Source organism: Pseudomonas sp. PDM20, assembly GCF_014852575.3.
Taxonomy (GTDB): Bacteria; Pseudomonadota; Gammaproteobacteria; order Pseudomonadales; family Pseudomonadaceae; genus Pseudomonas.
On record NZ_CM181224.1, the window covers coordinates 1,665,767 to 1,689,053 of the forward strand.

Here is a 23,287-nt window from a genome sequence, read left to right on the forward strand (position 1 = left end):
CTGGTGAAGGGGATATCTGGTTAAGGCGTGTTGGCGGCGGTTCAGTACGCGTTCTGGTGAACGAATCCCTTGAACAGGGTCAGGAAGACGATCTTCAGGTCCCACCAGAGCGACCAGTTGTTGATGTAGGCGAGGTCGAACTCCACCCGCTTTTGCATCTTCTCTAGCGTGTCGGTCTCCCCGCGCCAGCCATTCACCTGCGCCCAGCCGGTGATGCCCGGCTTGACCTTGTGACGCAGCATGTAACTGCTGATCTGCGCGCGGTATTCCTCGTTGTGGGCGATGGCGTGGGGGCGAGGGCCGACGATGGACATATCGCCGAGCAGCACGTTGATGAACTGCGGCAACTCATCCAGCGACGTGCGGCGCAGGAAGGCGCCGACCGGGGTGATGCGGCTGTCATTACGGGTGGCCTGTGTGACCTTCGCACCGTTTTCCATTACCCGCATGCTGCGGAACTTCCAGACTTCGATGGAGCGGCCATCGATGCCATAGCGCTTCTGCTTGAAGAACACCGGGCCGGGGGAGGTGAACTTTACGGCGGCGGAGATCAGCAGCATGGGGATGACGATCAGGCAGAGGATCAGTGTGGACAGCACGATATCTTCCAGGCGCTTGACCAGCGCGCCAGCGCCAACCATGGGGCTGTCGAAGATACTGATGGTAGGGATGCCGTCGATGTTCTGCGCGCGGGCGTGGAGCAGGTCGAAGACGAAAACATCGGGCACGATGTGCACGGAGACGGTGGTATCGCTCAATTGCCCGACCAGCCACTTGATGCGCTCTTCGCTGCGCATGGGCAGGGTGATATAGATGCGATCCAGCTTGCCGGCGCGCGCTTGCTCGACCAGCTTCTCCAGATCACCGGAAATGGGGAGCTGGACCTTTCCCTTGCCCAGGCTGACCGGCTCACGGCGAACATCGTCGTAGAAGCCGGCGAGCTCCAAGCCCATCCACGGAGCGCCGGCAATATTGCTGGCCAGGCGTTGCCCCAGCGAGCCGGCTCCGGCAATGGCGATCGAGCGGGTATTGAAACCGCGCCGCCGCAGCGCATGCAGGCCGGAGCGCAACAGAATGCGATAGCCACCGAGGCTGATCAGTACCAGAGAAAACCACTGAACCTGACCTTTTGCATCGAGCAGGGTGATTTCAGGAATCAGATAGTCAGCGACAGCCACTCCCGCGAAGCTGACTGCCCAGATGCCGGCTACCTTTCGTAGTTCTTCGCGCGTTCGCTCACCTCGCCAGGAGGTGTACAGCTGACCGAAGTCGCTGAGCAAATAGAAGATAACCAGGGCAAACAGCGTTGCGATGACCGCTGAATAGTCCCAGCGGTCTTTATTGGCAAAGAGCACCAGTTCCATACTGAAGCAGATAACACAGAGGTCGAGTAATTTCTGCAGGACGGAGATAGTGGCTTGATGGGGGCGGAGAATTCCGCGATCCACTTTGTTCATTGAGTTGTTCCGTATAGGAGATTTTCTGTGCACATTTAGGTATGGTTTGAACTAATCCCGTATTCTTGATTAAATTCAGTTCTTGCCGATTTCGAAGGGAGGATTTGTCAGGTTGTGTGATTATTAATGGCTATACTTGGGTTAGCTGTTGAAATGCAGCCCCCCTTTACCATTGCTGATCGACAATGATAGTAATATCTTCATGTGAGAAGTTCTTCGTTTGATCACCTTGGGATGGACTGAAGTAGCCATGAGTAACTGGCCGACTTCAGCACCTGCCGACTTTGAAAGCTGCCAATCAATCCAACGCGATCAGATCAGCCACTCATCTCCGTGTTTTGGGTCGCCGCGAGCACCTCGCAGCAGCCATTTTCCGTATTACAGACGCACCTCTCCTGCGCCGGCCAGCAAATATCGGCGGGCCATCCACAGGTTCGACAGAGCGAACAGCGTGAGCATCTGCGCGGTGTTCTTCGCCAGGCCCCGGAAGCGTACCTTGGTGTAGCCGAACTGCCGTTTGATCACCCGGAACGGATGCTCGACCTTCGCCCGCCCCTGGGCCTTGGCTTTCTCGATCTTGCGCAGCGCGTGGTACAAGACACTGTGCTTGCCATGTTTCTGGTAGGTGCTGCGCCGAGCCGCAATCTGCCAGATAACCTTCCGCCCGGTATGTTCTTCACGCTTCTCGACCCCGGTATAACCAGCATCGGCGCACACCACGTTCTCTTCGCCATGCAGCAGTTTGTTGACCTGGGTGACGTCCGCGACATTCGCCGCCGTGACCACCAAGCTATGCACCAGGCCTGAGTCTTCGTCGACGCCAACGTGCGCTTTCGCTCCAAAGTAGTACTGGTTGCCCTTCTTGGTCTGGTGCACTTCCGGGTCGCGCTTGCCGTCTTTGTTCTTGGTCGAACTGGGCGCATGGATCAGCGTCGCATCGACGATGGTGCCCTGGCGCAACGACAGGCCCCGGTCACCCAAGTAGCCATTAATCACCGCCAGAATCCCTGCCGCCAACTCATGCCGCTCCAACAGGCGCCGGAAGTTGAGGATCGTGGTTTCATCCGGGATGCGCTCAAGGTTCAGCCCGGCAAACTGGCGCAGGATCGTGGTCTCGTACAGCGCTTCTTCCATTGCCGGGTCGCTGTAGCCAAACCAGTTCTGCAGCAGATGCACGCGTAGCATCGCCATCAACGGGTACGCCGGACGACCACCTTCACCCTTGGGGTAGTGCGGCTCGATCAGGGGGATCAGCCCCTGCCACGGCACCACCCGATCCATCTCGATCAGGAACAATTCCTTGCGGGTCTGCTTGCGCTTGCCGGCGTACTCGGCGTCAGCGAAGGTTATCTGCTTCATCGGGAAACTCAGGCAATGGGATCGGTATATTTCAACAGATTTGGGAGGTTTTCTTCAGAGTTTCCCTAGGAAGTGCGCGAGATTAATTTATACGTTGACTTGGTGTGTAATTTGTATGGTGTGTTGTATGCGCGGTGTTAGTATTGGGGCGTTATGCGTTTTGATAGTGTTTTAAGTAGTATTTGATCGAGTCTAATAAGTGAATTCTTAATGGTCTGCTTTTAAATATGCTTAAAATACCTCCGCTACTTGCTCTTTTGCCATCCGCTCGGACCCATTGCGATGGGATGTAATATGACTTTAGTCCAATTTTTTTTAATCTTAAGCAAAAATCAGGGTCTGACATAAATATGTTGAACCTAGTATCCAGTCCGCCGAGCAGATCCCATGTTTCCTTTTTCATAAGCCAAAACGAGCTTTGTAGCCAATCGACCTCGGTTGGAATGCCCCAATCAATATCGGAACATTCGTAGTTTTCGACAATTGCCTTAAAAGGATAGAGATTCTTTAAAGGAGTTCGCCTAGATATTTGAGCGATTAGGCTAGGGTAACGTCTTATCGCAGGAGCAATTGAGTTATCGGGATTTACCTGCTTAACGCCTATCACCCCAATCTCTGGATCTGAATCGAGGGTGCTAGTGAGATTTTGTATGTTGAATGTTTCGGGGATTTCGATGTCAGGATTTATTATTATTAGATATTCACTGTCTCTGTTTACTGAGCGATTAGTTGCCTTTGTATATCCAATGTTGGAGTCGGATATCTCAATTGACACTCTGCTAGATGTTATAGCCAGGAGCATTTCTGCGTTTTTTGGAGTACAACTGTTGTCAACGACTGTCACCCAATAGTCCTGATCCCTAAATGCGTGCTCTATTGAGTGTATGAGGGATGTAACTGAGTTGGATTTATGATAATCAACTATTGATATTAGATATTTGTGTTGCGAGCCAATCATTTAATCGCTGCCCTGCGTGTTCCCAAGTTAATTCTTCTGCTTCCCGTGGAAAGGGGCCTGTAATTGAGTAGCTATGAAGAGCTAGTTTGACTTTGTTTTCTATGTCTTCAAGGTTGAATGGGTCAACTGTGTATAGACCAGGAGCATTAAGTATTTCATTTGAGTAGCCGTTTTCCGAAGAAATTACGGTGCACCCACTGTAATAAGACTCAAGATCAACTAGTGATGAAACTTCGAAGTAGCTAGCAGATAAGTGGCATTTGCTCTGCTGATAGTAAGCATGAATCTCTTCAGGAGAACATGAGCCAATATATTTGAAATTATTTAAGGATGAAATTTTTTTTAGGAATTCTCTTCCGTATCCATTGTTGTTGGTGTTGATGTTGCCTATGAAGAAAAAGTTATAATTTAGCTTTCTGCAAGCTTCGATTATCCCTATCTGGTTCTTTCTCTCTTCAATTCTTCCGCATACAAGGATATCTATGTGTCGATCTGAATCGCTTGTTTTATATGATTTATTTATCCCGTTTCTTATTATTACATGGTTTGGTGTGATTTCAATGGCGAAGTCTCGTAGTATTGAGTTCAGCTCCCCGTTTGCGATGCAAATTATCCCTCTGCAGTTTTTAATTAATTGCCTTATGTTCTTTTGGTAGTTTATGAAGAAAAGATGTTTTAGGGACTCTAACAAATATCGCCCGTGTCGGATTGATCGATAAATGGCTTTGAATTTCTCAATGTATAAAGGAGAAATTCTGACTGACAATCCTGTTTTGCGCTGTATTCTTCTTGTGTTGAATTTCTCGACTACTCTGAAGTCATGATGTATAGTGAGTACGAATGTTCTTTCAAGTAGAAAATTAGACTTTAATGCATTGTGAAATTCAATAACCTCAAATGATCTATCGATGTTTGTTATTATATATGCGTCGAATTTTTCTTTATTCCTTCTAAACTCTGCAAGCGTTAGGATTTTAAAGGCGATATCTCTTGTATTGTTTATGTAATTTTGAATTTGGAAAGTGTCGCCTCCAAATTTTTCATGAAAGTCGTCTCTGACTAAAAAGACAGCATTAAGGGGTTCTCGTCTCATGAGCTATTCCGTTTAAAAAATCAGATAGAGATTTTAAGTACTCATTACCGGTGGAGTTCAGATTCTTGATTAGTTGCTGGTTAGAGTATTCTTCCCAATCAGCGTCCAATGTTTGCAGTATTTTGGTTATCTTTCTGTGGTTAGTGCTCAGGAAGTAACTCTCAATCCGCTCGACTAGTCCGTTGTCTTTATAAAATCGGTACAGTTTGGGATGGCTGGAAAAGCAAATGGATTTGTTTTTATAAACTATTGCGCAAACGCCCACGTGCAGCTTTGTTGTAATAACAGTTTTGCATTCGCTTATTGTTTTAAGTGTTTCGGATATTCCTTCGTAGTTACGGGTCTGGACATTTATTCCATGAGCTTCTAGAAGTTCGGTGGTGGCGAATATTGCAGGTGTGTGCTCAGGCTTTATTTTTTGATCCGAGAATATGCATACTTTATTTAGATCTCTTTTAAGAATGGACTGAAGTAGGCATTTTCTAAAATTTTTCGCGAATATGTTATTTCCGAAGACTTTTCCAGTTGCATGTATACCTAATTCAAATAAAGCCTCTTTAGGAGGCTCTATTGAGCATCCTAAAATGAAGTCCGGGAGTGTATTGGGGGATACGCCAAGGTTTTTATTTGCATAATCAGAGCTTCCCGAATTTCGGCTATATATCCTCTTCTTATTGGTGCTCATGAGGAGGCTCTTTATTTTTCCAAATACAATTGGCTTTAGCCTTGGCCCAAATTCAACTCCATGAATCAGTCTGGGCGCAGGGGCAGATAGACTGGAGCGTATTGCATGACTTATTATATTTTTTTTTGCCCAGTTTTTTTGCCACATAATATCAGTTAAATCCGGGCAGCCAAAGTAACCACCAGGAACAAATATATGTGCTAGGACGTCGGAGGGGAGAGGAGCACCAAGAGGAATGATCCCGAAGCTTGCATTTTCGTTGACTAGTCGATCGCTGAAAATATTGGAGCATCCATAAATCATGGGCTCTATTTCAGGGGCTATTCGCTTTAGTAAATTTATGTATTCTAAGTAGATCAATGAATCCCCGAAATTGTCATGATCGGATTGCCCATATAGCACTATTTTTTTATGCATGATTTATCTTCCTGGTATTCATTATTTTTGCGCCAAGTGACAGTAAAGTGAATGAAATCGAAAAGCTAATAGCGCAAGATGATTGAGCGGATAGGTCAATGGAGTAATATAGGATATATGTGCTGGCTGGATAGATGCAGGCGCATATTGCGCACAGGTACATGAGGTTTCTCGGTCTTTTGCTTAGAATCAATTCTGATATATTGAATCCAAGAACTCCATATATGTATATCGAGACTAGTTTTAGATTGAACGCATTGATTTCGACTGTCGCCTCGTAGTTTGGGCCAAAGAGAGTGCTTATAATTGTTTTTCCATAAATTAATAGAGGGATTATTAGTATGGTTAGCGTAATTTTTGAGTACTTGCTGAGTTCTTTTAATTTGTCTTTTGAGGATTTTCTGTGGATTATTGAAAAATAGGGCTGACAAAGAGATGAAAAGATGGTGTGTGTAATTAAGAGTAGGCTGGAGAGTCGAATAGATATTGCGTATGCGGCGACTGTCTCTGTGTTGCTTATTGTTTTAATTATAATTAGTTCTTGCGCTGAAATTATAGAAAGAAGAGTGATAATTGTGATGTTTGGAATTCCGATTTTAATTGCTTTTTTAATCCACTTCTTTGAGGGTATTTCTATTTTTTCTAGTCTGTAAATAAATAATGCTACAAGGTTTGCTGCTATCGCCAATAGAAAAATTCTTTCTATTGTTAGTGGTTTGAATAAATGTACTATGCATATAGCGGCTGTAAAGAATGCTGTAGGAAGTATCCCTGAGATAAAATACCCAACTGAAGCGTTTCCATTTCCAAGTAGAAATGCTGCTCGGAAGTTCAGACGGGATCTAAACGAATCCGATTTTAGAATGCATAGCGATGTTGTTATTATAACTATTGATATCAATGAGGTTATATATACAGACTTTGAGAGTAAATAAGTGGGTGCTAAGCTGATCAACGAGAGAAGGACAGCGACGAAAGCGTACCGGCTGGCCCTGAGGTTTGTGACATTTTGATGGAGGCGGCCAGATTTTATGATTTGAGTACTAGCGCCGCAAGTTATTATGGGAATGGCAAAGCTAATGTAGTTTGCATAGATTGATATATTTCCAAATTCGGCTATTGAGGTAAATCTTGCTAGTAGTGTTGATATTATGAATCCACTAGCAGCCAATATTCCTCTGTATAAGAATGCAATCATTTAATTGATTTCTTTATTTGTCTAAACGCTAGCCACAGAAAGTATATGAAAAAAGATGTTAGTATGAATTGCTGAATATACATTTTGTGGTATATCCATATTTCAGTTCTGGCGCCAAATACAATTCCAAAAGTGCAGATTTGCAGATATATTATTTTTGTTATGAGTTTTGTGTTTGATTTTATTTTTCTTTCGGCTAGCTTCAGTAGGCTTCCCAGTCCTAGGAAGTATGCAAATACCGAAAGTAGACTGCTTGTTGTTAGATACACCTGCCCAGGGAGATAGTACCCTCCCACGGGGCTTATTCTTTGGAAACCACCAATTTTTGATTTCCAGCTTTCGTAGTTAAGTGTAGATGTTTTCTCATTTGCCCCTCCCATAATTAGACTAGGGACTATGGATTTTATTGAGTCGCCTAATGTTTCAAAAAAATCAGGAGTATCCGGCTTGCCTGAAAGTTCCACTGAGTTTAGAGCGCTTATTGACGCAAATAGAAATTCATAGCTAAAGTTCATGGTTGCCTTGGCTATATTTCTGCTGTCGGGGGAGCGCACTAGGTTAAATGCTGTAAACATTGCTAATATAGCTATCCCTAGAAGGATAGCTCGGCTCTGATTAAGCTTTTTACGTTTGAAGTTTTCTGATGTGTAGAAAAAAGAAAGTCCGAGGACTACCAGTAGCAGTCTGCTACCAGTTAATATTTTTATTATTATGTATGTGGCTATTATTATCTTGAAGTATTTTTCTTTCGCTAATTTTTCTACGGGGGTGGATAGAAATAACCCTTGGAGTGATATAAGAAATAGCAGTTCTAGTGTTGTGACGGTGTTTATCGCATTTGCAATCTCAGGTGCCCAATCTGAAGCGCGGAGATTTTGATAAATATATCCATTTAGATATATGTCTTTGTGTGTTGCGATAGATAAAACTACGAGCGCAATTAATACCGTGCTGAGAAATTTGAAAAATTTACCCCGAGCTATGTTGTCTACAGCTTTGAAATCTTCTCGTGGAGTGAGTTTTATTTGGGGAAGGTATGACGAGAGTACAAGCGCAGTAGTGGCCGTCAAGGATATTATTTTGAATCTATCTATTGTCTCGTTTGCGAATTTTGGTACGATTTCTGGAATGCTGTCTGGAAAGTGCTCCAAGAGTATTATTGATACTATTGGATAAAGGGAAAGCCATAGAGTGTAAATTGAAATTGGTTGATATATTTCTTTTCGCATTACTAGCAGTGATAGCAATATCAGGGTCGCGATTAAATACATTCTTGGATGTCGCTCTCATGCGGGATCTTATGCTTTAGGTACTAAGCCCCTGTCCAAATATTTTGAATGCTACCGCCCCAGGATTTTTCGTTTGTCTCCTGAGACGTAGCGGAATGATTTGTTAATACTGTCTGCGTGGTGCAGATTAGGTTGAGTTTTGATTGAACGACGAAATATATTAATTAGCTGGCTCTTGTCAGGCTCTGAACAGGTGCGCTTACTTGGACTTCGCGCTGAAGCAGCTTTAGCAGCAGAATTACCCGTTCTGTTCCGTCCTTGGCGAGGTAAATAGCTTCGATGCCGTTGGTCCCGGCCCAGTTGATAATTACCTTGTCTCCTGGCTCAAGTTCATGCTCCAGGGGAACATTTCTCTGTCGCAAGTAATCGATGATGTTGTTCGAAACCGGCAGCGGGTTTTCGCCAAATCGCACGATTTGGTTGACGCCTCGTGTCGAGCGAATTGGCATCCAGTTGTCCTGCTTGGTGTCCAGTTCGATGAACAGGTAACCGGGGAATAATGCTTCCTCTTGGCGCAGCCACTGGCCATTGCGCAGGCGCTCGACCTGATGCGTCGGCAGCAAGCACTCGAACCCTTGGTTCTCCAGGTGTTCGAGTGCACGAAAATCCTGCCTGGGCTTGCACTGGAGCAGGTACCAGCGCTTATCCGTTATTGCTTGCATATGTCCTCCATGCGGGGTGCCCCGCAGGAAAGCGTGTTCAGCTCTTGTCCGAGACGTATTCGTACTGGTAGGCATAGGCCCCGGCGCCGTAGTAATCCGCTGCGCGTCGCTCGACGCCGTTGAAGATGGCGCCCTTCAGCTCGATGCCGTTCTGTTCGAAGCGGCGGATGGTCAGTTCGATTTCTCGCTGGGCGTTCTTGGCGAAGCGGGTGACGATCAGGCTGGTGCCCGCCTGCCGGCCAACGATGGCGGCATCGGTCACGGCCAGCAGAGGGGGGGTGTCGAGGATGACCAGGTCGAATTCGGCGCTGGCCCGTTCCAGCATGTCGGTGAAGTTGGGGTGCATCAGCAGTTCCGACGGGTTGGGCGGAATCTGCCCACGGGAGATGAAGCTGAGGTTCTGCACGCTTGTGGCTTGAATGGCGCTGTCGAAGCCACAGCGGCGAATCAGCAGGTCGGAAAGGCCGCTTTGCTCACGTGCGTTGAGGATCTTGTGCAGGTAGCCCTTGCGCATATCGACATCGACCAGCAAAACGCGTTGGCCGGTTTGTGCGATCACGGCCGCCAGGTTGGCGCTGACGAAGGATTTACCCACCGAGGGGCTTGGCCCGGAGATCATCAGGCGGTTGTCGCCGGACTCCAGCATGGCGAAGTGCAGGCTGGTGCGCAGGCTGCGCAGGGACTCGACAGCAAGGTCCGTGGGGTGGCTGGTGGCCAGCAGCGGGGCGGGCTGGAACGAGCCCTTGTTGCTCTTGTTGCGCCGGTCTTCTTCGGCCTTCTGCAATGCGCTGTAAGGAATCGAGGCATACACTGGCAGGCCGAGTTGCTCGATGGCTTCAGGGGTTTCGATGCCACGGTTCATGGCCTTGCGCAACAGCACCAGGGCAATGGCGAAGAACAGGCCCAGCAGCGTCGCAATGGCAACGATCAAGGGTTTCTTGGGTTTCACCGGTTTGGTGGTGTCGACATCGGCCGGGTCGATGATGCGCACGTTGCCGACGGCGCCGGCGCGCATGACGTCCAGTTCCTGGGCCTTGTTCAGCATTTGCGTATAGATAGCGGTACTGACCTGTACGTCGCGGGTCAGGCGCAGCAGGTCCTGCTGGGTTTCCGGCAGGGCTTCGACACGTTTGGAGAGGCCGGCCTGTTTGCTGGTCAGTTCGCCGATCTGCCGCATCAGGGCCTGGTAGGCCGGGTGCTGGCGGGTGAACTTGTGGTCCATTTCGGCCTGCTGCAGCTTCAGCTGGGAGATGCTGGTGTCCAGCGCGACGATCTGGTCCAGCAGGGCCTTGGTTTCCAGGCTGATGTCCGCCGACTTGGCGCGGGACTGGTAGCCGCTCAGGGCGTTTTCCGACTGCTCCAGGTCCTTGCGGACTTCCGGCAGTTGGCCGCGTAGGAACTCCAGGCTGGAGGCGGCTTCGGCAGAGGCTCGTTCGACGTTCTGCAGTACATACTGCTGGCTGATGGCATCGAGTACGGCGAGGGCCTGTTCGGGCTGCTCGTCGTCCAGGGCCAGGGTGAGGATGCCGGATTCCTTGCCGGTTTCGCTGACGTTGAGGTTCTGCTGATAGTCGAGAATGGCGCTCAGCCGCCGTTCGCGGGTGACCTTGAAGCGGGTGCCGGGATTGGCGGCCAGGGTCTCTACCTGCACCTTCACGCCGTTCTGCTCGGCGGGCTGGCCAACAGTGCCTTCCACCAGCAGGTTGTTGTCGTCGTCGAACAGGCTGTAGCGCCCGTTCTCACCAGCGATGAGCGTCAATTGCTTTTCCAGCAGTACGTCGGGTACATCGAGCTGGAAGATCTTCAGGCTTTCGCCGCCCCAGGCGAAACGGCTCATCCCCAGCAGCGCGGGTGCGATATCGCCAGGGTGCTCCGGGCGATAACGGCGATGAAGGAAGTTGCCGAACACCGGGAAAAGCGAGGGCTGGACATCTATATCCAGTTTGAGGCTGTCCACGGCTTTGCCGATTACGCTGCGCGAGGTCAGCAGCTGGATCTCGGTGACCGCTTGCGATTGCGCACCCAGCAGGTCGCTCATGTCCGACAGGCCCGGGATGCCGGGCTTCTTCTGTTCCACCTGGAGGGTGGCGCTGGCGCGGTACACCGGCGGTGCGAGCAGGGCATAGGCTACGCCCATCACCATGAAGCCGGCGGTGATGCTGGCAATCATCCATTTGCGGTCCAGCAGGGTGCCGAAGAGGGCGAGCAGGTCGATCTCGTCATCGTCGTGCGAGGCTTGCAGCACAGGGGCTTGGGGCTTGGGCGTGTGTGGGTGTTGCATGGTGGCGGGGTCTCGGAATGTCTTAGCGGGCAGGGCGAATGCGTTTCGCCCAGGCTGCGGCGTCTTGTGCGATCAGCGCGTAGGCGTGCTCGAAGGCGGCGTCGCTCTGTCGGTAGGGGTCTGGAATTTCGCGGTCGTGCTGCCACTTTCCGAGCAGGAAGGTCTTGCCGCGGGATTCGGGAAACTGGCGGAAGATGTCTTGCAGGTGGCGCTGCTCCATGGCCAGCACCAGATCGGCGGCCTGCAGCAGTTCGGCTGTCAGTTGCCGGGCGTGGTGCTCCTGGGGCTGCTGGCCATGGCGCTGGAGCGTGGCAAGGGCGCGCGCCTCGAGCGGGCGGCCGACCAGAGCCGTCAGCCCGGCGGAGGAGACATGAACGCCGGAGTCTGTCAGTTCATACCGAAGGAGATGTTCTGCTGTAGGACTGCGGCAGATGTTGCCAGCACAGACCATCAGTACCCTGTTGAACACGGTTGTCACCGCTGCATGAATCAATGAGGCCGCGAAATTAAGCCTCGCGGCCGGTCGATTCAATGCACTCCTCCCCCGGTTTCAGGGGTTTAAGAATTCTCTGAGGAGGGTTAAAGGGAATACTGTCAAAACAATGAAAGTGCCGGACAATTCTGGTCGTTTTCTGAGCGCCTCGAACGACTGGGCAGCGCTGTCGAAAAGGGCATTTTCGAGGAGGAAGGGGTCAGCCCTGGGCGAGTTCGTTTTGGGCCGTTTCTGAGGGGAAGCGAGAGTAAAGCGCGCTCAGTGAACTGCGTAAGTGTTCACCGCAGTGCAGTTGCCGAATGCTGTGAGTATTGTGACGCAGGCGGGAAAGCGTTCCGGGGTCGCCCTGGATGAATGCGTGAATTTCCTGGCGCGCGTGGCCGAGGTTCTGCAGGGTGGAAAGCCCCTCCGCGCTGAAAGGACCGATGCGCCGCAGTGCGATGGGAAGATCGAGCTTCGCCGCCTCCAGGACCGAGATGGGGAAGCCGTCCCACGCTGCCGTGTGGAAGTACAGGTCGAGCCCCTTCATGTGGGCGATGACTTCGCCGCGCGGGCGCCAACCGGTCACTTCGATGCCGGCCTGGATCATCTCGGCCGTGACCTGGGCGTCCCCGCCACCGATCCACTTGAAGTGCGCAACGTCTGCGCAGCCCTCTGCCAGCGCGCGGAAATACTCGTGGCCCTTCTGCCGACTGATGCGCCCGACCATGCCGATTACCGGCTTGCTGGTAAGGCTGTGGATCGCCGGCACTTCCGGGAGGTCGTCGCAGATGTTCACCAGGCCCAGGGTATGCCCCGGCTCGATCAGTTCCCCGGCGATGCGCTGTTCGTCCAGGCCGCAGCCGGCAATCACCGCCGTGCGCTTCGCCAGCAGCGATTCGATGGCCCGGTAGGCCTTGAGCATCATGGGGTGGTCGCCGCGCAGGAAGGCGAAGCCGTGGGGGGTGTAGACGATCTTCTTTGCGGGGATGAAGGGCAGGGCGCGGATCAGGGCGCCGGCATAGGTGCTGTGCAGATGGATGACATCCGGCTGCACACGATCGATGTACGGCTTCACCCGGGCGAGGCTGGAAAGACGGCGGGGCACCAGTTCCATGTGCTTGAACAGGCCCTGGCTTTCCTCTCCCGTGGTGTCGCCCTTGCGCACCGAGGCCAGCAGGTAGTGTTCATGCTGCTGGGAGTTGAGGATGTAGGAGTTGATGGCCGAGGTGACGCCGCCGCCAAAGGACTCGGTGATGTGCAGGATCTTCATAAAGCGATGTAGGCCCCTGGAAAATTACTTGTCGTAACTGGGAGACCAAACAGCTGAATATGGTCTTGCTGGGCTAGAGCGTAGCCTTTTTCATCATCGTTTTGTAAGGTTTTCTGACGCTTTTGTCGGGAAGATGGTTGTTCGTCAAATTACCGGCGAATCCGCAGTCGATCGCCCCAGGGAGCTACCGCGGATTCGATCAGCGCATACGCGCGCTCGAAGGCCTCCGGGCCTTTGCGATAAGGGTCCGGAATCTCCTGGTCGGTCTGCCACTTGCCCAGCAGGAAGGTCTTGCCGCGAGCCTCGGGGGCCAGGCGGATAACGCTCTGGATCTGCGATTGCTCCATCACCAGGACGAGGTTGGCCTCGTGGACCAGTTCGGCGGTGAGCTGGCGGGCGCGGTGCGGTTGGGGATGGTGGCCGTGACGGCGAAGGGTAGCGAGGGCGGTGTTGTCGATGGAGTGGCCGACCAGCGCGCTGAGCCCGGCGGAGGCCACGGCGATGTCGCTGCCCTGCAGGGACTCGCGCAGCAGGTGTTCGGCGATGGGGCTGCGGCAGATGTTGCCGACGCAGACGATCAGAATCCTGTTGAACACGGGGAGCGTCCTGACCGCGACCGAGGGTAGATCGTCAGAAATCTATCGGTCGCGGTGCGGGGGCGTCAAGCCGCCGGCAGGAGGGCGGATCAGCCCTGGCTGGCAGCCGGGGGCTCGGTGGGGGAGCTTTCTTCCTGGGGTGGTCGCTCCAGGGCGACCTGGCGGATGGACAGTCGGATCTCCGCCGGCAGCACGCGCTTGGCGGCACCTTCGGCCAGTTCGCCGAGCAGCTCGTGGTAGCTCAGCTTGCCGTGCTCGTCCTTGCGCAGCACGCCTTCGTCCAGCAGGGTCTGGATGAAGTGGCGGAACAGGCTCTTGTCGAAGAATTCCGGGGCGTTGAGACCGTGGAGCACCGACAGGCGCTGGGCCATCACGGTGCAGAGGTTTTCCAGTTCCTCGGCGGTGAGCTGCTTCTGCCCGGCGTTGAGCACCAGCGAGATGGACATGTAGAAGCGCTGCAGGGTCTGTGCGATGGCGCGGGCCAGCAGGGTCAGCAGCACGTACTGGCGCGAGCTGGGCGGCGGGCGGATGAAGGTGTCGTTCTCCTGCCTGAGCAGTTCGCTGGCGACCATGGCCTGCAGCCACTGATCGACCACGGCGTCCAGCTCGTCCAGGCTCCAGCGGATGAACAGTTCCGCCTGCAGGTACGGGTACAGCGCGCGGGTGTAGCGCAGCAGCTGCTCGCGGCTGATCCGCCCGCTGTTCTGGAAGAAGCTGGCGATCAGCGCCGGCAGGGCGAAGATGTGCAGCACGTTGTTGCGGTAGTAGGTCATCAGCACCGCGTTCTGCTCGTCGAGATAGCAGATACGGCCGAGGGCGTCCTTCTGCTCGCTGAGCAGGTTCATGCTCTTCACGTACTCGATCAGCTCGTGGCCGTCGCCCTCGGGCAGCGTGGCGCTGGGCGAGTAGGGCACCTTGCGCAGCAGGTCGAGGTAGAGGTCGATCACCCGCGCCAGGGCGGTTTCGTCCAGGGCCAGGCGGGTGGTGGATAGCAGCGCCAGGGCGACCAGGTTCACCGGGTTGATCGCCGCAGCGTCGTTGAGATGACGGGCGACGTCGCGAGCCAGGTGGTTGGTGGTTTCCGACAGCCACGCCGGACGGTATTCCGGCCCCAGTTCCTGCTGGCGCCAGTCCGGCTGCTGCTGGTCGAGGAAGTCGTCGAGGTGGATCGGCTCGCCGAAGTTCACCCAGACCTGGCCGAAGCGCTGCTTCAGTGCGCCGACGACCTTGAAGATGTCGAAGATCGACTCCTTCTTCTTCGTCGCGCCGCGCAGTTCGCCCAGGTAGGTGCGGCCTTCGAGCACGCGCTCGTAGCCGATGTACACGGGGACGAAGACGATGGGCCGGCGCGAGTCGCGCAGGAAGCTGCGCAGGGTGATCGCCAGCATCCCGGTGCGCGGGTGCAGCATGCGCCCGGTGCGGGAGCGGCCGCCTTCGACGAAGTACTCGGTGGAGAAACCGCGGCTGAACAGCGTGTGCAGGTATTCGTTGAACACCGCGGTGTACAACTGGTTGCCCTTGAAGCTGCGGCGCATGAAGAAGGCACCGCCACGACGCAGGATCGAGCCCACCACGGGCATGTTGAGGTTGATGCCGGCGGCAATGTGCGGCGGGGTCAGGCCGTTGCGGAACAGCAGGTAGGACAGCAGCAGGTAGTCGATGTGGCTGCGGTGGCAGGGCACGTAGACGATCTCGTGGCCCTGGGCGACTTCCTGCACGCGCTCGATGTGGTTGACCTTCACGCCCTCGTAGAGCTTGTTCCAGAACCAGGTCAGGGTCACTTCGAGGAAGCGGATCACCGGGTAGGAAACATCCGCGGCGATTTCGTTGGCGTAGCGCAGGGCAGCGGCCTCGGCCTTGTCCTGGGAGATCTTCTGGGTATCGCATTCTTCCTGGATCGCCTGGCGCACCAGCGGCGCGCGCAGCAGGCCCTTGACCAGGGTGCGGCGGTGGGAGAGGTCCGGGCCGATTACCGCGGTCTTCTGGTTGCGGAAGTGCACCCGCAGGATGCGCTGGACCATGCGCAGGGTGCGCTCGTGGCCCTTGTTTTGTTCTACCAGTTCGCGCAGGTGGATGGGCGCGGAGAACTGCACGCGGGTCTTGCGGCCGAGGATGAGGATGCGCGCCAGTTTGCGCAGGCGGCCGGTGACGGCCCAGTTGTCGGCGAACAGCAGCTTCCAGGCGCTCTTCTCGCTGTCCGGGGATTGGCCCCAGAACACGCTGACCGGAACGATCTGCGCATCGTCGATGCCGTTCTGGCCGATGGCGCCGAGCATGCGCACCAGCGCTGGCGGCGCGCCGCGCTTGTCCTGGCGGCCGAGCCAGTCGGGCTCGGGCGTCAGGTAGAAGAAGGCCGCCGGCTCGATGGATTCACCCACTGCCACCGGCATCACCGGACGCGGCAGGCCGGCCTTGCGGCACTCGGTATCGACCACGGCAAGGTCGGTCACCGAGGGCTGCTGCAGGACGTAGAGGACCGGTTTGCTGCGGTCGATCTTCAGGCTGAAGGCCGACTGGTTGATGGTTTCCGAGCGCACCCAGAGGTACAGCAGGCGGCGCAGGGCACCAAAACCGAAGCGGCGGAACGGGTAACGAGGCATACAGGCCCTATGGCTGGCGTAGGTAAAACGAGCGATTGCTCAGGCCGGCTAGTTTGCCGGATTAGGCCCCCGCCAGCAAAGTCACGAGCGCTTGGTCGGCGCGGGCGGACACCCCGTGGACTGCGGCTATCCTGCCATTTAGGGGATGACATTCTATGGAGGTTCCGCGATGCGTACGTTCACCTGGGGATGCCTGCTCGCCTTGTCGGTTGTGCTGCCCGTCGCGGCCCAGACCGTTGTCCCGCTCAAGGGCCAGAGCAGCCAGCAGATGCAGCAGGACATGACTGAGTGCAACAGCGTCGCCGCCAACGCGGCGAGCAGCGCCACCAGCAGTTCCGATCCGAATGTCGGCGGCCGGGTTCGCGGCGCGGCAAGGGGAGCGGCGGCCGGCGCTGTGGCGGCGGAAGTGCGTGGGCAGCGGCATGATGAGGTTTACGATCGCGCCAGTGACGATGCCAAGCAGCAGTACCGGCAGAACCGCGCTGGCGACGTGGCGGCGGCGGGTGCCGTAGTGGGCGCTTCGCGCCAGCGCCAGGACCGCCGGGAGGACCGCCGCACCCAGAGTGAGGCGCAGAACACTGCCAGTGCCAGCGCCTACAGTGGTTGCCTGCAGGGGAGGGGCTACCAGGTCAGCCCCTGAGCGCGCGAGTCCTCTGATGGTGCACGATTGACCGCGCATGAGTGCGGTCAGTGGGGTATTTCATGGCCGTTATTCATCGGGCGCAATGGATTGGCGGACTGCCAATTCAGCAGATAAATGATTGGGCATATTGCCGCGGCAGAAACTGCAGGACGCACTCCGACTGCTTCTGAAAGACATTTCCGTAGGTCGCCGAAAACGGATCAACGGGAACGAAACTACCCGCCGTAAATGCGCGAAAGTGCGAAAGGGTCCACGTTCGAAACACTTTCGTTACGCAGGGTAACGAGCACCAAAATGGCTCTGCAGGCCCCGAAAAATGGCACTTTGGCCTGATTGGTCATAGGCTCGGGAAGCTGATGAAAAAGTGCTTTTCAGCTGTAACTTTTGATTTATATACTCGGGAGCGCTGTCGCCCTTGGGCGTTATTCGAATTACCTTCCTACGTGCCTTTCGGCGCGGGTTGGATGATAAGGAAAGCGTTCAGCCGGCGACTGCCGAAGTCCTCATTCCCGGGGGCCATCCAAAAATAATAGGCAAGTTGGAGAGTGTGGTAATGGCTGATCGTGAGGTCGGAACCGTCAAGTGGTTCAATGACGCCAAAGGTTATGGATTCATTCAACGCGATAGCGGTCCGGACGTTTTCGTTCACTACCGTGCCATTCGTGGCGATGGTCACCGCTCCCTGGTCGAAGGCCAGAAAGTGGAGTTTTCGGTGATCCAGGGTCAGAAAGGCCTCCAGGCAGAAGACGTGTCGAAGGTCTGAGCCCCCGAAATCAAAGGCCCGTCCAATGGACGGGCCTTTGATTTTCACTCTCTGCCGGCACGGTTTCAGCCCGTGCGCCAGGTAATCTCTTCGACGCCCGCGGCGGTCACTTTCAGCCAGCGGTCGGCGTCTTCCTCGCCCTGATCCTCGCTCCAGCTACCCGGTGCGCAGCGCACCTCCACTTCCAGAGCGGCGCAGGCATCGCGGGCGCAGGCGACATCGTCGTCCCACGGGGTCTTGTCGCTGTCCAGGAACAGGCTGTTCCACTTGCCCACGGCCTTGGGCAGCCAGGTGGCGGGAATGCTGCCGGCGGTGCACTTGAAGGTCTCACCCTGGGCGCGCCATTCGGAGCAGGGGCCAAGAGCCTTCTCCAGCCAGGCGCCGACGGCGGCCTGGTCGGCATCCTTGATGTAGATCTCGATATCCGGTTGGCGCATGGCGTCCTCGTCAGGGTTCTTGGCGTTCCAGCCAATCGTAGCGTACCGCGACCGTCACCTCGAAGGGCTCGGCAAGGATGCGCTCGCGCCGCTCGGGGTTGACCCGCCAGCCGTGGGGCGTCATCGCCAGCAGGTGCTCGCGGGCTTCGCGGGTGTGCAGCGGCAGCTTGAAGCTCAGTTGTTCGCTGTGCGCCAGTTTCAGCTCTTCGGGCAGGTCGGCAAGGTGCTTGTCCTCGACGTACTCGCGAACTTCGTCGTACAGGCGCTGGCGCAGTTCCAGCAGGTGGTCGCGCGCCGGGCCCAGGCGCAGCACGCCGCCGCCGGGAGTGAGCAGGCGAGCCGCTTCCTTCCAGTCGATCGGGCTGAAGACGCTGGCCAGCAGCTGGCAGGAAGCATCGGCCAGCGGCACGCGGGCCATGCTGGCGACCATCCAGGTCAGCTGCGGAGCGCGCTTGCAGGCGCGTTTGACAGCCTCGCGGGAGATATCCAGCGCATAGCCGTCGGCCTGCGGCAGGGCTTCACCCAGTTGCGCGGTGTAGTAACCCTCGCCGCAACCGATATCCAGCCAGCGCCCCGGAGCGCGCTCAGCGGCCAGCTCCGCCAGGCGTCTGGCCAGCGGAGCATAGTGGCCGGCACCGAGGAAGTGCCGGCGCGCCTCGACCATGGCGGCGTTGTCGCCCGGATCGAGGCTCTTTTTATGCTGCACCGGCAGCAGGTTCAGGTAACCCTGGCGGGCGCGGTCAAAGCGATGGCCAGCGGAGCAGGCGACACCGTTGTCGACCTCGGTCAGCGCCTCGCGGCACAGCGGGCAGATCAGCATCCTTTCTTCCCTTGCGGCGGCGGCACCAGCGGCTGCGGCAAGTCATTGCGCAGCACGGTGGGCAGGGAACGGCGGCGCTGGGCGATCTGGTACACGCGCAGGGAATAACGACGCTCGGCGGCTGGCGCGGGCGGCGGGGTGTCGGGCTGTACGGCGCCCAGGCAGAAGCCTTTGTTCGGTCCACTCATGCCAGCAGTCGCACCAGGGTCTGGTAATAGATTTCGGTCAGTACATCGAGGTCGCTGGCCAGCACGCGTTCGTCCACCTGGTGGATGGTGGCGTTCACAGGGCCGAGCTCGACCACCTGGGTACCCATGGTGGCGATGAAGCGGCCGTCGGAGGTGCCGCCGGAGGTCGACGGCGTGGTCTCGCGGCCGGTGACCGCGCGGATCGCCGCCGCCACGCCATCGAGCAGCTCACCCGGTTGGGTGAGGAACGGCAGGCCGGACAGCGCCCAGTCGATGTGCCAGTCCAGGCCGTGCTTGTCGAGGATCGCCGCGACGCGTTGCTGCAGGCCTTCGACGGTGGATTCGGTGGAGAAGCGGAAGTTGAAGATCACCTTCAGCTCGCCGGGGATCACGTTGGTCGCGCCGGTGCCGCCATTGATGTTGGAGATCTGGAAGCTGGTCGGCGGGAAGTAGTCGTTGCCGTTGTCCCAGTGCTCGGCGGCCAGTTCGGCCAGGGCCGGGGCGGCGAGGTGGATCGGGTTCTTCGCCAGGTGCGGGTAGGCCACGTGGCCTTGCTTGCCGCGCACGCTGAGGGTGGCGCCGAGGGAGCCGCGACGACCGTTCTTGACGATGTCACCGACCAGGGTGGTGCTCGACGGTTCGCCGACGATGCACCAGTCCAGGCGCTCGTTACGGGCCTTCAGGCGCTCGACCACGGCCTTGGTACCATGATGGGCCGGGCCTTCCTCGTCGCTGGTGATCAGGTAGGCGATGCTGCCGCGGTGGTCCGGATGGTCGGCGACGAAGCGCTCGGTGGCGATGATCATCGACGCCAGGCTGCCTTTCATGTCTGCCGCACCACGGCCGCAGAGCATGCCGTCGGCGTCGATCAGGGCGTCGAACGGCTGGTGCTGCCAGGCCTGCTCGGGGCCGGTGGGGACCACGTCGGTGTGGCCGGCGAAGCACAGCACGGGGCCGTTGGCGCCGTCGCGCCCCTGGCGCAGGGCCCAGAAGTTATCCACCTCTTCGATGCGCATGGGCTCCAGGGCGAAGCCGCAGGCGTCCAGGCGCTGCATCATCATCTGCTGGCAGTCGGCATCGACCGGTGTGACGGAGGGACGGCGAATAAGCTCGCAGGCGAGGACCAGTGTCGGCGAGAGGGACATTGAGGGCATCCTGGGGGTGGAACGGAAAAAGGCGCCCATCTTAAAGCAAAAACGCCGGCGCATGGCCGGCGTTCTTGGTAGCGGATAAGCGGTGCAGCTCAACCTGTAGAAGCACGCTCGCTCCTGCAGGCCTCGGTCTTTCGTAGGATGGGTATCGCTTCGCTCCACGCCATCCTACGTTCGAGTTCAGCTGGCTGGTGCGGCGTTGGCTACCGGTGCTTCCTGGGCCTTGGGTGCGGCAGACAGCAGCGCCATCACCAGGGCGGCGAGGTAGGGCAGCGACTGCACCAGCAGCATGGCTACCCAGAACATCATGTCGCGGCTCGGCACGCCCTGCACCAGCACGATGCCCAGCGCCGCGCCCCACAGCAGCAGCATGATGAAGACCTCCTCACGGGCTTCGGCCAGTGCGACCAGCAGGCCGTGGTTGGAGGCCATCTTCGGCGTGCGGAAGAACGGGATGGTCTTGGTGAACGTCCCGTAGAGCACCGCCTTGGCGATAGTGTGGGACAGCGCAAGGCCGGCCACCGCCGCCTGGAACGAGCGCAACAGGTCGACGCCCACTGCGCGGCGGTAGAGGAACATGATCTTGCCGAACTTGAAGAAGAACAGCGCCAGCGGCGGGATGGCGAAGATCAGCAGCGGCGGATCGACCCGCTTGGGCACGATGATCATCGCCGAGGACCAGAGCAGCGCGCCGACGGTGAAGAAGATGTTCATGCCATCGGCGATCCACGGCAGCCAGCCGGCGATGAAGTGGTAGCGCTGGCCGAGGGTGAGCTTGCTGTCCTTGCCCTGGAACAGCGCGCGGGCGTGGCCCTTCATGATCTGGATGGCGCCGTAGGCCCAGCGGAAGCGCTGCTTCTTGTAGTCGATGAAGGTGTCGGGCATCACGCCCTTGCCGAAGCTCTGGTGCGAGTAGGCGGCCGAATAGCCTTTCTCGAACACCCGCAGGCCCAGTTCGGCGTCCTCGCAGATGGTCCAGTCGGCCCACTTCAGCTCGTCCATCACGGTCCGCCGGATCATCGTCATGGTGCCGTGCTGGATGATCGCGTCGCGGTCGTTGCGGGTGACCATGCCTATGTGGAAGAAGCCCTTGTACTCGGCGTAGCAGAGCTTCTTGAAGACGTTTTCCTCGCCGTCGTGGTAGTCCTGCGGGGACTGCACCACGGCGATCTTCGGATCACTGAAGTGCGGCACCATCTGCTTGAGCCAGTTCGGCTCGACGCAGTAGTCGGCGTCGATCACCGCCACGACTTCGACGTCCGGTGCGGTGTGCGGCAGGATGTAGTTCAGCGCGCCGCCCTTGAAGCCGGCCAGCGGTGCGACGTGGAAGAAGCGGAAGCGCGGGCCGAGGACTTCGCAGTAGTCGCGCACCGGTTCCCAGACCGCCGGGTCCTTGGTGTTGTTGTCGATGATCAGGACTTCGAAGTCCGGATAGTCGAGCCTGGACAGCGCATCCAGGGTCTTCTTCATCATTTCAGGTGGTTCGTTGTAGCAGGGCACGTGCACCGAGACCTTGGGCCGGTAGCCGGTATCGGTGAGGACCGGATCGAACGGCCGGCGGCGCTTGCGTACCCAAACGGTCTCGGCGAGTTCGTGGGCCTCGGTCAGCAGGACGATGAACACGCCCAGCGCGCCGATGCCCAGCAGGCCGCCGACGGTCATGCTGAACCAGGTGCTGTACTGCTGGCTGTAGTCGTAGGCGATCCACACCAGCACCGAACCGCCGGCGAAGGCGACCACGGTGAGGAAGGTCCGCCCGCGCTGGCGCAGGGCGCTGCCGTCGATCATCAGCAGGGTCAGGGCGAGCAGCGCCATCACCACCGAGGCGACTGCCAGGGCGCGCCACTGCGGGATGTTGACTACCGGTCCGTCGAAGTTGAACTTCGGTTGGCGCTGGGCGTTGTAGACGCCCCAGTAGGCGCCCACCGAGCCTTCGTCGCCGACTTTCCACGGCTGGTCGAAGGCCTCGACGACGAAGTAGTTGTAGCCGCGCTTGTTCAGTGCGTTGGTCAGCGTGCGCAGGTAGATGGCCTGGTCCGCCTGGGTGGCGTCGGCGCCGCCGCGCATGCGGCCGTTGCTCGGCCAGCCGACTTCGGCCAGCAGCAGCGGCTTGCGTGGGAACTTGGCGCGCAGTTCCTTGGCGCGTTCGAGGACGAACGGGATGGCATCATTCATCGCCGTGTATTCCCAGTAGGGCAGCACGTGGGCGGCGATCAGGTCGACGTGCTTGGCCATCTCCGGGTACTTCTCGTAGATGTGCCACTGCTCGGCGGTGGTCACCGGCACCTTCACCGCCTTGCGCACGCGGTCCAGGTAGGCCGTCAGTTGCTCGACCGTGACCTCGCGGCGGAACAGCGCTTCGTTGCCGACTATCACTCGCACCACGCTGCGCGAGTTGTTGGCGATCTCGATGCCGCGTTCGATCTCGGCCTCGTTCTCGGCCTCGTCCGGGCCGATCCAGATGCCGAGGCTGACGCGCATGCCCAGTTCTTCGGCCAGGCGCGGGATGTCGGCCAGCGAGCCCTTCACCGAGTAGGTGCGGATGTTGTCAGTGCTCTTGGAGACCAGTTCCAGGTCCGAACGGATCTCGTCGTCGCTGGGGAACTGGTTCTTCTGCGGATTCTGGTTCAGGCGGAAGGGCGAGAAGGAGAATCCGGAAATGCTTTCCGGCCAGTCGGGAACGCTGACGGGGCGGTTGTAGAGGGCCCAGAAGCCGGTGAAGAGTGCCGCGAGGGCAACGAACACCACCAGGTTGAGGCCGAACTTGCGTGCAGGCATGGTGCGATCGGGTTCCAAAGGGTGGAACGGGGAGGGGCCGGGACAATCTCTGTACGGGACAGCTCGGTCGGGGCGCATCCTACCCCGCACTCCGGGGGCTGTACAGGTTGCCGGCGCCGTCCGCCGCGTGGGCGTTCGTGGGCATTTTCCGACAGTTTAGAATGTGT

At 56.8% G+C, this 23,287-nt stretch carries 19 protein-coding genes; 2 read left to right on the top strand and 17 right to left on the bottom strand.

The window, feature by feature from the left end; translation table 11 throughout:
• Positions 1-41 precede the first annotated feature (41 nt).
• The 12 genes from IB261_RS07950 to plsB all read right to left on the bottom strand — a co-directional run bounded on the left by IB261_RS07950 (position 42) and on the right by plsB (position 16,340).
• A complete protein-coding gene (locus IB261_RS07950) occupies positions 42-1,457 on the bottom strand; it encodes an undecaprenyl-phosphate glucose phosphotransferase (protein ID WP_192381895.1) in 1,416 nt (471 codons plus the stop codon).
• A 378-nt stretch (positions 1,458-1,835) separates the two neighbouring features.
• Positions 1,836-2,816 (bottom strand): IS5 family transposase, encoded by a 981-nt coding sequence (locus IB261_RS07955; RefSeq protein ID WP_192381897.1) that lies wholly within the window; start codon positions 2,814-2,816, stop codon positions 1,836-1,838.
• A 917-nt stretch (positions 2,817-3,733) separates the two neighbouring features.
• A complete protein-coding gene (locus IB261_RS07960; protein WP_192381900.1) occupies positions 3,734-4,867 on the bottom strand; it encodes a glycosyltransferase in 1,134 nt (377 codons plus the stop codon).
• Positions 4,848-5,969: a polysaccharide pyruvyl transferase family protein gene (locus IB261_RS07965; protein ID WP_192381902.1), complete on the bottom strand. Its 1,122-nt coding sequence runs from the start codon at positions 5,967-5,969 to the stop codon at positions 4,848-4,850. Before IB261_RS07965 ends, IB261_RS07960 begins: the two co-directional genes overlap by 20 nt.
• Positions 5,962-7,167, bottom strand: a complete 1,206-nt coding sequence (locus IB261_RS07970; protein WP_192381904.1) for an oligosaccharide flippase family protein — start codon at positions 7,165-7,167, stop codon at positions 5,962-5,964. The genes IB261_RS07965 and IB261_RS07970 overlap by 8 nt, the downstream gene beginning before the upstream one ends.
• Positions 7,164-8,396 (bottom strand): hypothetical protein, encoded by a 1,233-nt coding sequence (locus IB261_RS07975; protein WP_192381906.1) that lies wholly within the window; start codon positions 8,394-8,396, stop codon positions 7,164-7,166. The genes IB261_RS07970 and IB261_RS07975 overlap by 4 nt, the downstream gene beginning before the upstream one ends.
• A gap of 224 nt (positions 8,397-8,620) precedes the next feature.
• A complete protein-coding gene (gene rfaH, locus IB261_RS07980) occupies positions 8,621-9,118 on the bottom strand; it encodes a transcription/translation regulatory transformer protein RfaH (protein WP_192381908.1) in 498 nt (165 codons plus the stop codon).
• A 37-nt stretch (positions 9,119-9,155) separates the two neighbouring features.
• Positions 9,156-11,399 (bottom strand): polysaccharide biosynthesis tyrosine autokinase, encoded by a 2,244-nt coding sequence (locus IB261_RS07985; protein ID WP_192381910.1) that lies wholly within the window; start codon positions 11,397-11,399, stop codon positions 9,156-9,158.
• 22 nt (positions 11,400-11,421) lie between these two features.
• Positions 11,422-11,868, bottom strand: a complete 447-nt coding sequence (locus IB261_RS07990; RefSeq protein ID WP_151189634.1) for a low molecular weight protein-tyrosine-phosphatase — start codon at positions 11,866-11,868, stop codon at positions 11,422-11,424.
• A gap of 223 nt (positions 11,869-12,091) precedes the next feature.
• Positions 12,092-13,144, bottom strand: coding sequence for a glycosyltransferase family 4 protein (locus IB261_RS07995; protein ID WP_192381912.1), 1,053 nt, complete (start codon positions 13,142-13,144; stop codon positions 12,092-12,094).
• 149 nt (positions 13,145-13,293) lie between these two features.
• Entirely contained in the window at positions 13,294-13,740 is a 447-nt protein-coding gene (locus tag IB261_RS08000) for a low molecular weight protein-tyrosine-phosphatase (protein WP_192381914.1), read from the bottom strand.
• An 89-nt stretch (positions 13,741-13,829) separates the two neighbouring features.
• Positions 13,830-16,340 carry a glycerol-3-phosphate 1-O-acyltransferase PlsB gene (gene plsB, locus IB261_RS08005; protein ID WP_151186265.1) on the bottom strand — a complete coding sequence of 837 codons (2,511 nt, stop codon included), beginning with the start codon at positions 16,338-16,340 and terminating at the stop codon, positions 13,830-13,832.
• A 169-nt stretch (positions 16,341-16,509) separates the two neighbouring features.
• Between plsB and IB261_RS08010 the strand changes: the two genes are divergently transcribed.
• On the top strand, positions 16,510-16,980 hold the full coding sequence (locus tag IB261_RS08010) for a YMGG-like glycine zipper-containing protein (RefSeq protein WP_081517871.1): 471 nt from the start codon (positions 16,510-16,512) through the stop codon (positions 16,978-16,980).
• A gap of 556 nt (positions 16,981-17,536) precedes the next feature.
• The gene (locus IB261_RS08015; RefSeq protein ID WP_045209986.1) at positions 17,537-17,746 is read left to right on the top strand and encodes a cold-shock protein; all 210 of its coding nucleotides are present in this window, start codon (positions 17,537-17,539) and stop codon (positions 17,744-17,746) included.
• Positions 17,747-17,811: 65 nt separating this feature from the next.
• Here the strand turns inward: IB261_RS08015 and IB261_RS08020 are convergent, their stop codons facing one another.
• The 5 genes from IB261_RS08020 to IB261_RS08040 form a co-directional block, all read right to left on the bottom strand.
• Positions 17,812-18,183, bottom strand: a complete 372-nt coding sequence (locus IB261_RS08020) for a hypothetical protein (RefSeq protein ID WP_081517872.1) — start codon at positions 18,181-18,183, stop codon at positions 17,812-17,814.
• Between the two features lie 10 nt (positions 18,184-18,193).
• Complete coding sequence (locus tag IB261_RS08025) at positions 18,194-19,003, bottom strand: putative RNA methyltransferase (protein WP_192381916.1); 810 nt, start codon at positions 19,001-19,003, stop codon at positions 18,194-18,196.
• Positions 18,997-19,191 carry a hypothetical protein gene (locus IB261_RS08030; protein ID WP_081517874.1) on the bottom strand — a complete coding sequence of 65 codons (195 nt, stop codon included), beginning with the start codon at positions 19,189-19,191 and terminating at the stop codon, positions 18,997-18,999. Before IB261_RS08030 ends, IB261_RS08025 begins: the two co-directional genes overlap by 7 nt.
• Complete coding sequence (gene dapE / locus IB261_RS08035) at positions 19,188-20,345, bottom strand: succinyl-diaminopimelate desuccinylase (RefSeq protein ID WP_192381918.1); 1,158 nt, start codon at positions 20,343-20,345, stop codon at positions 19,188-19,190. Before dapE ends, IB261_RS08030 begins: the two co-directional genes overlap by 4 nt.
• 177 nt (positions 20,346-20,522) lie before the next feature.
• Positions 20,523-23,120, bottom strand: a complete 2,598-nt coding sequence (locus IB261_RS08040) for a glycosyltransferase (RefSeq protein ID WP_192381920.1) — start codon at positions 23,118-23,120, stop codon at positions 20,523-20,525.
• Between the last annotated feature and the right edge of the window lie 167 nt (positions 23,121-23,287).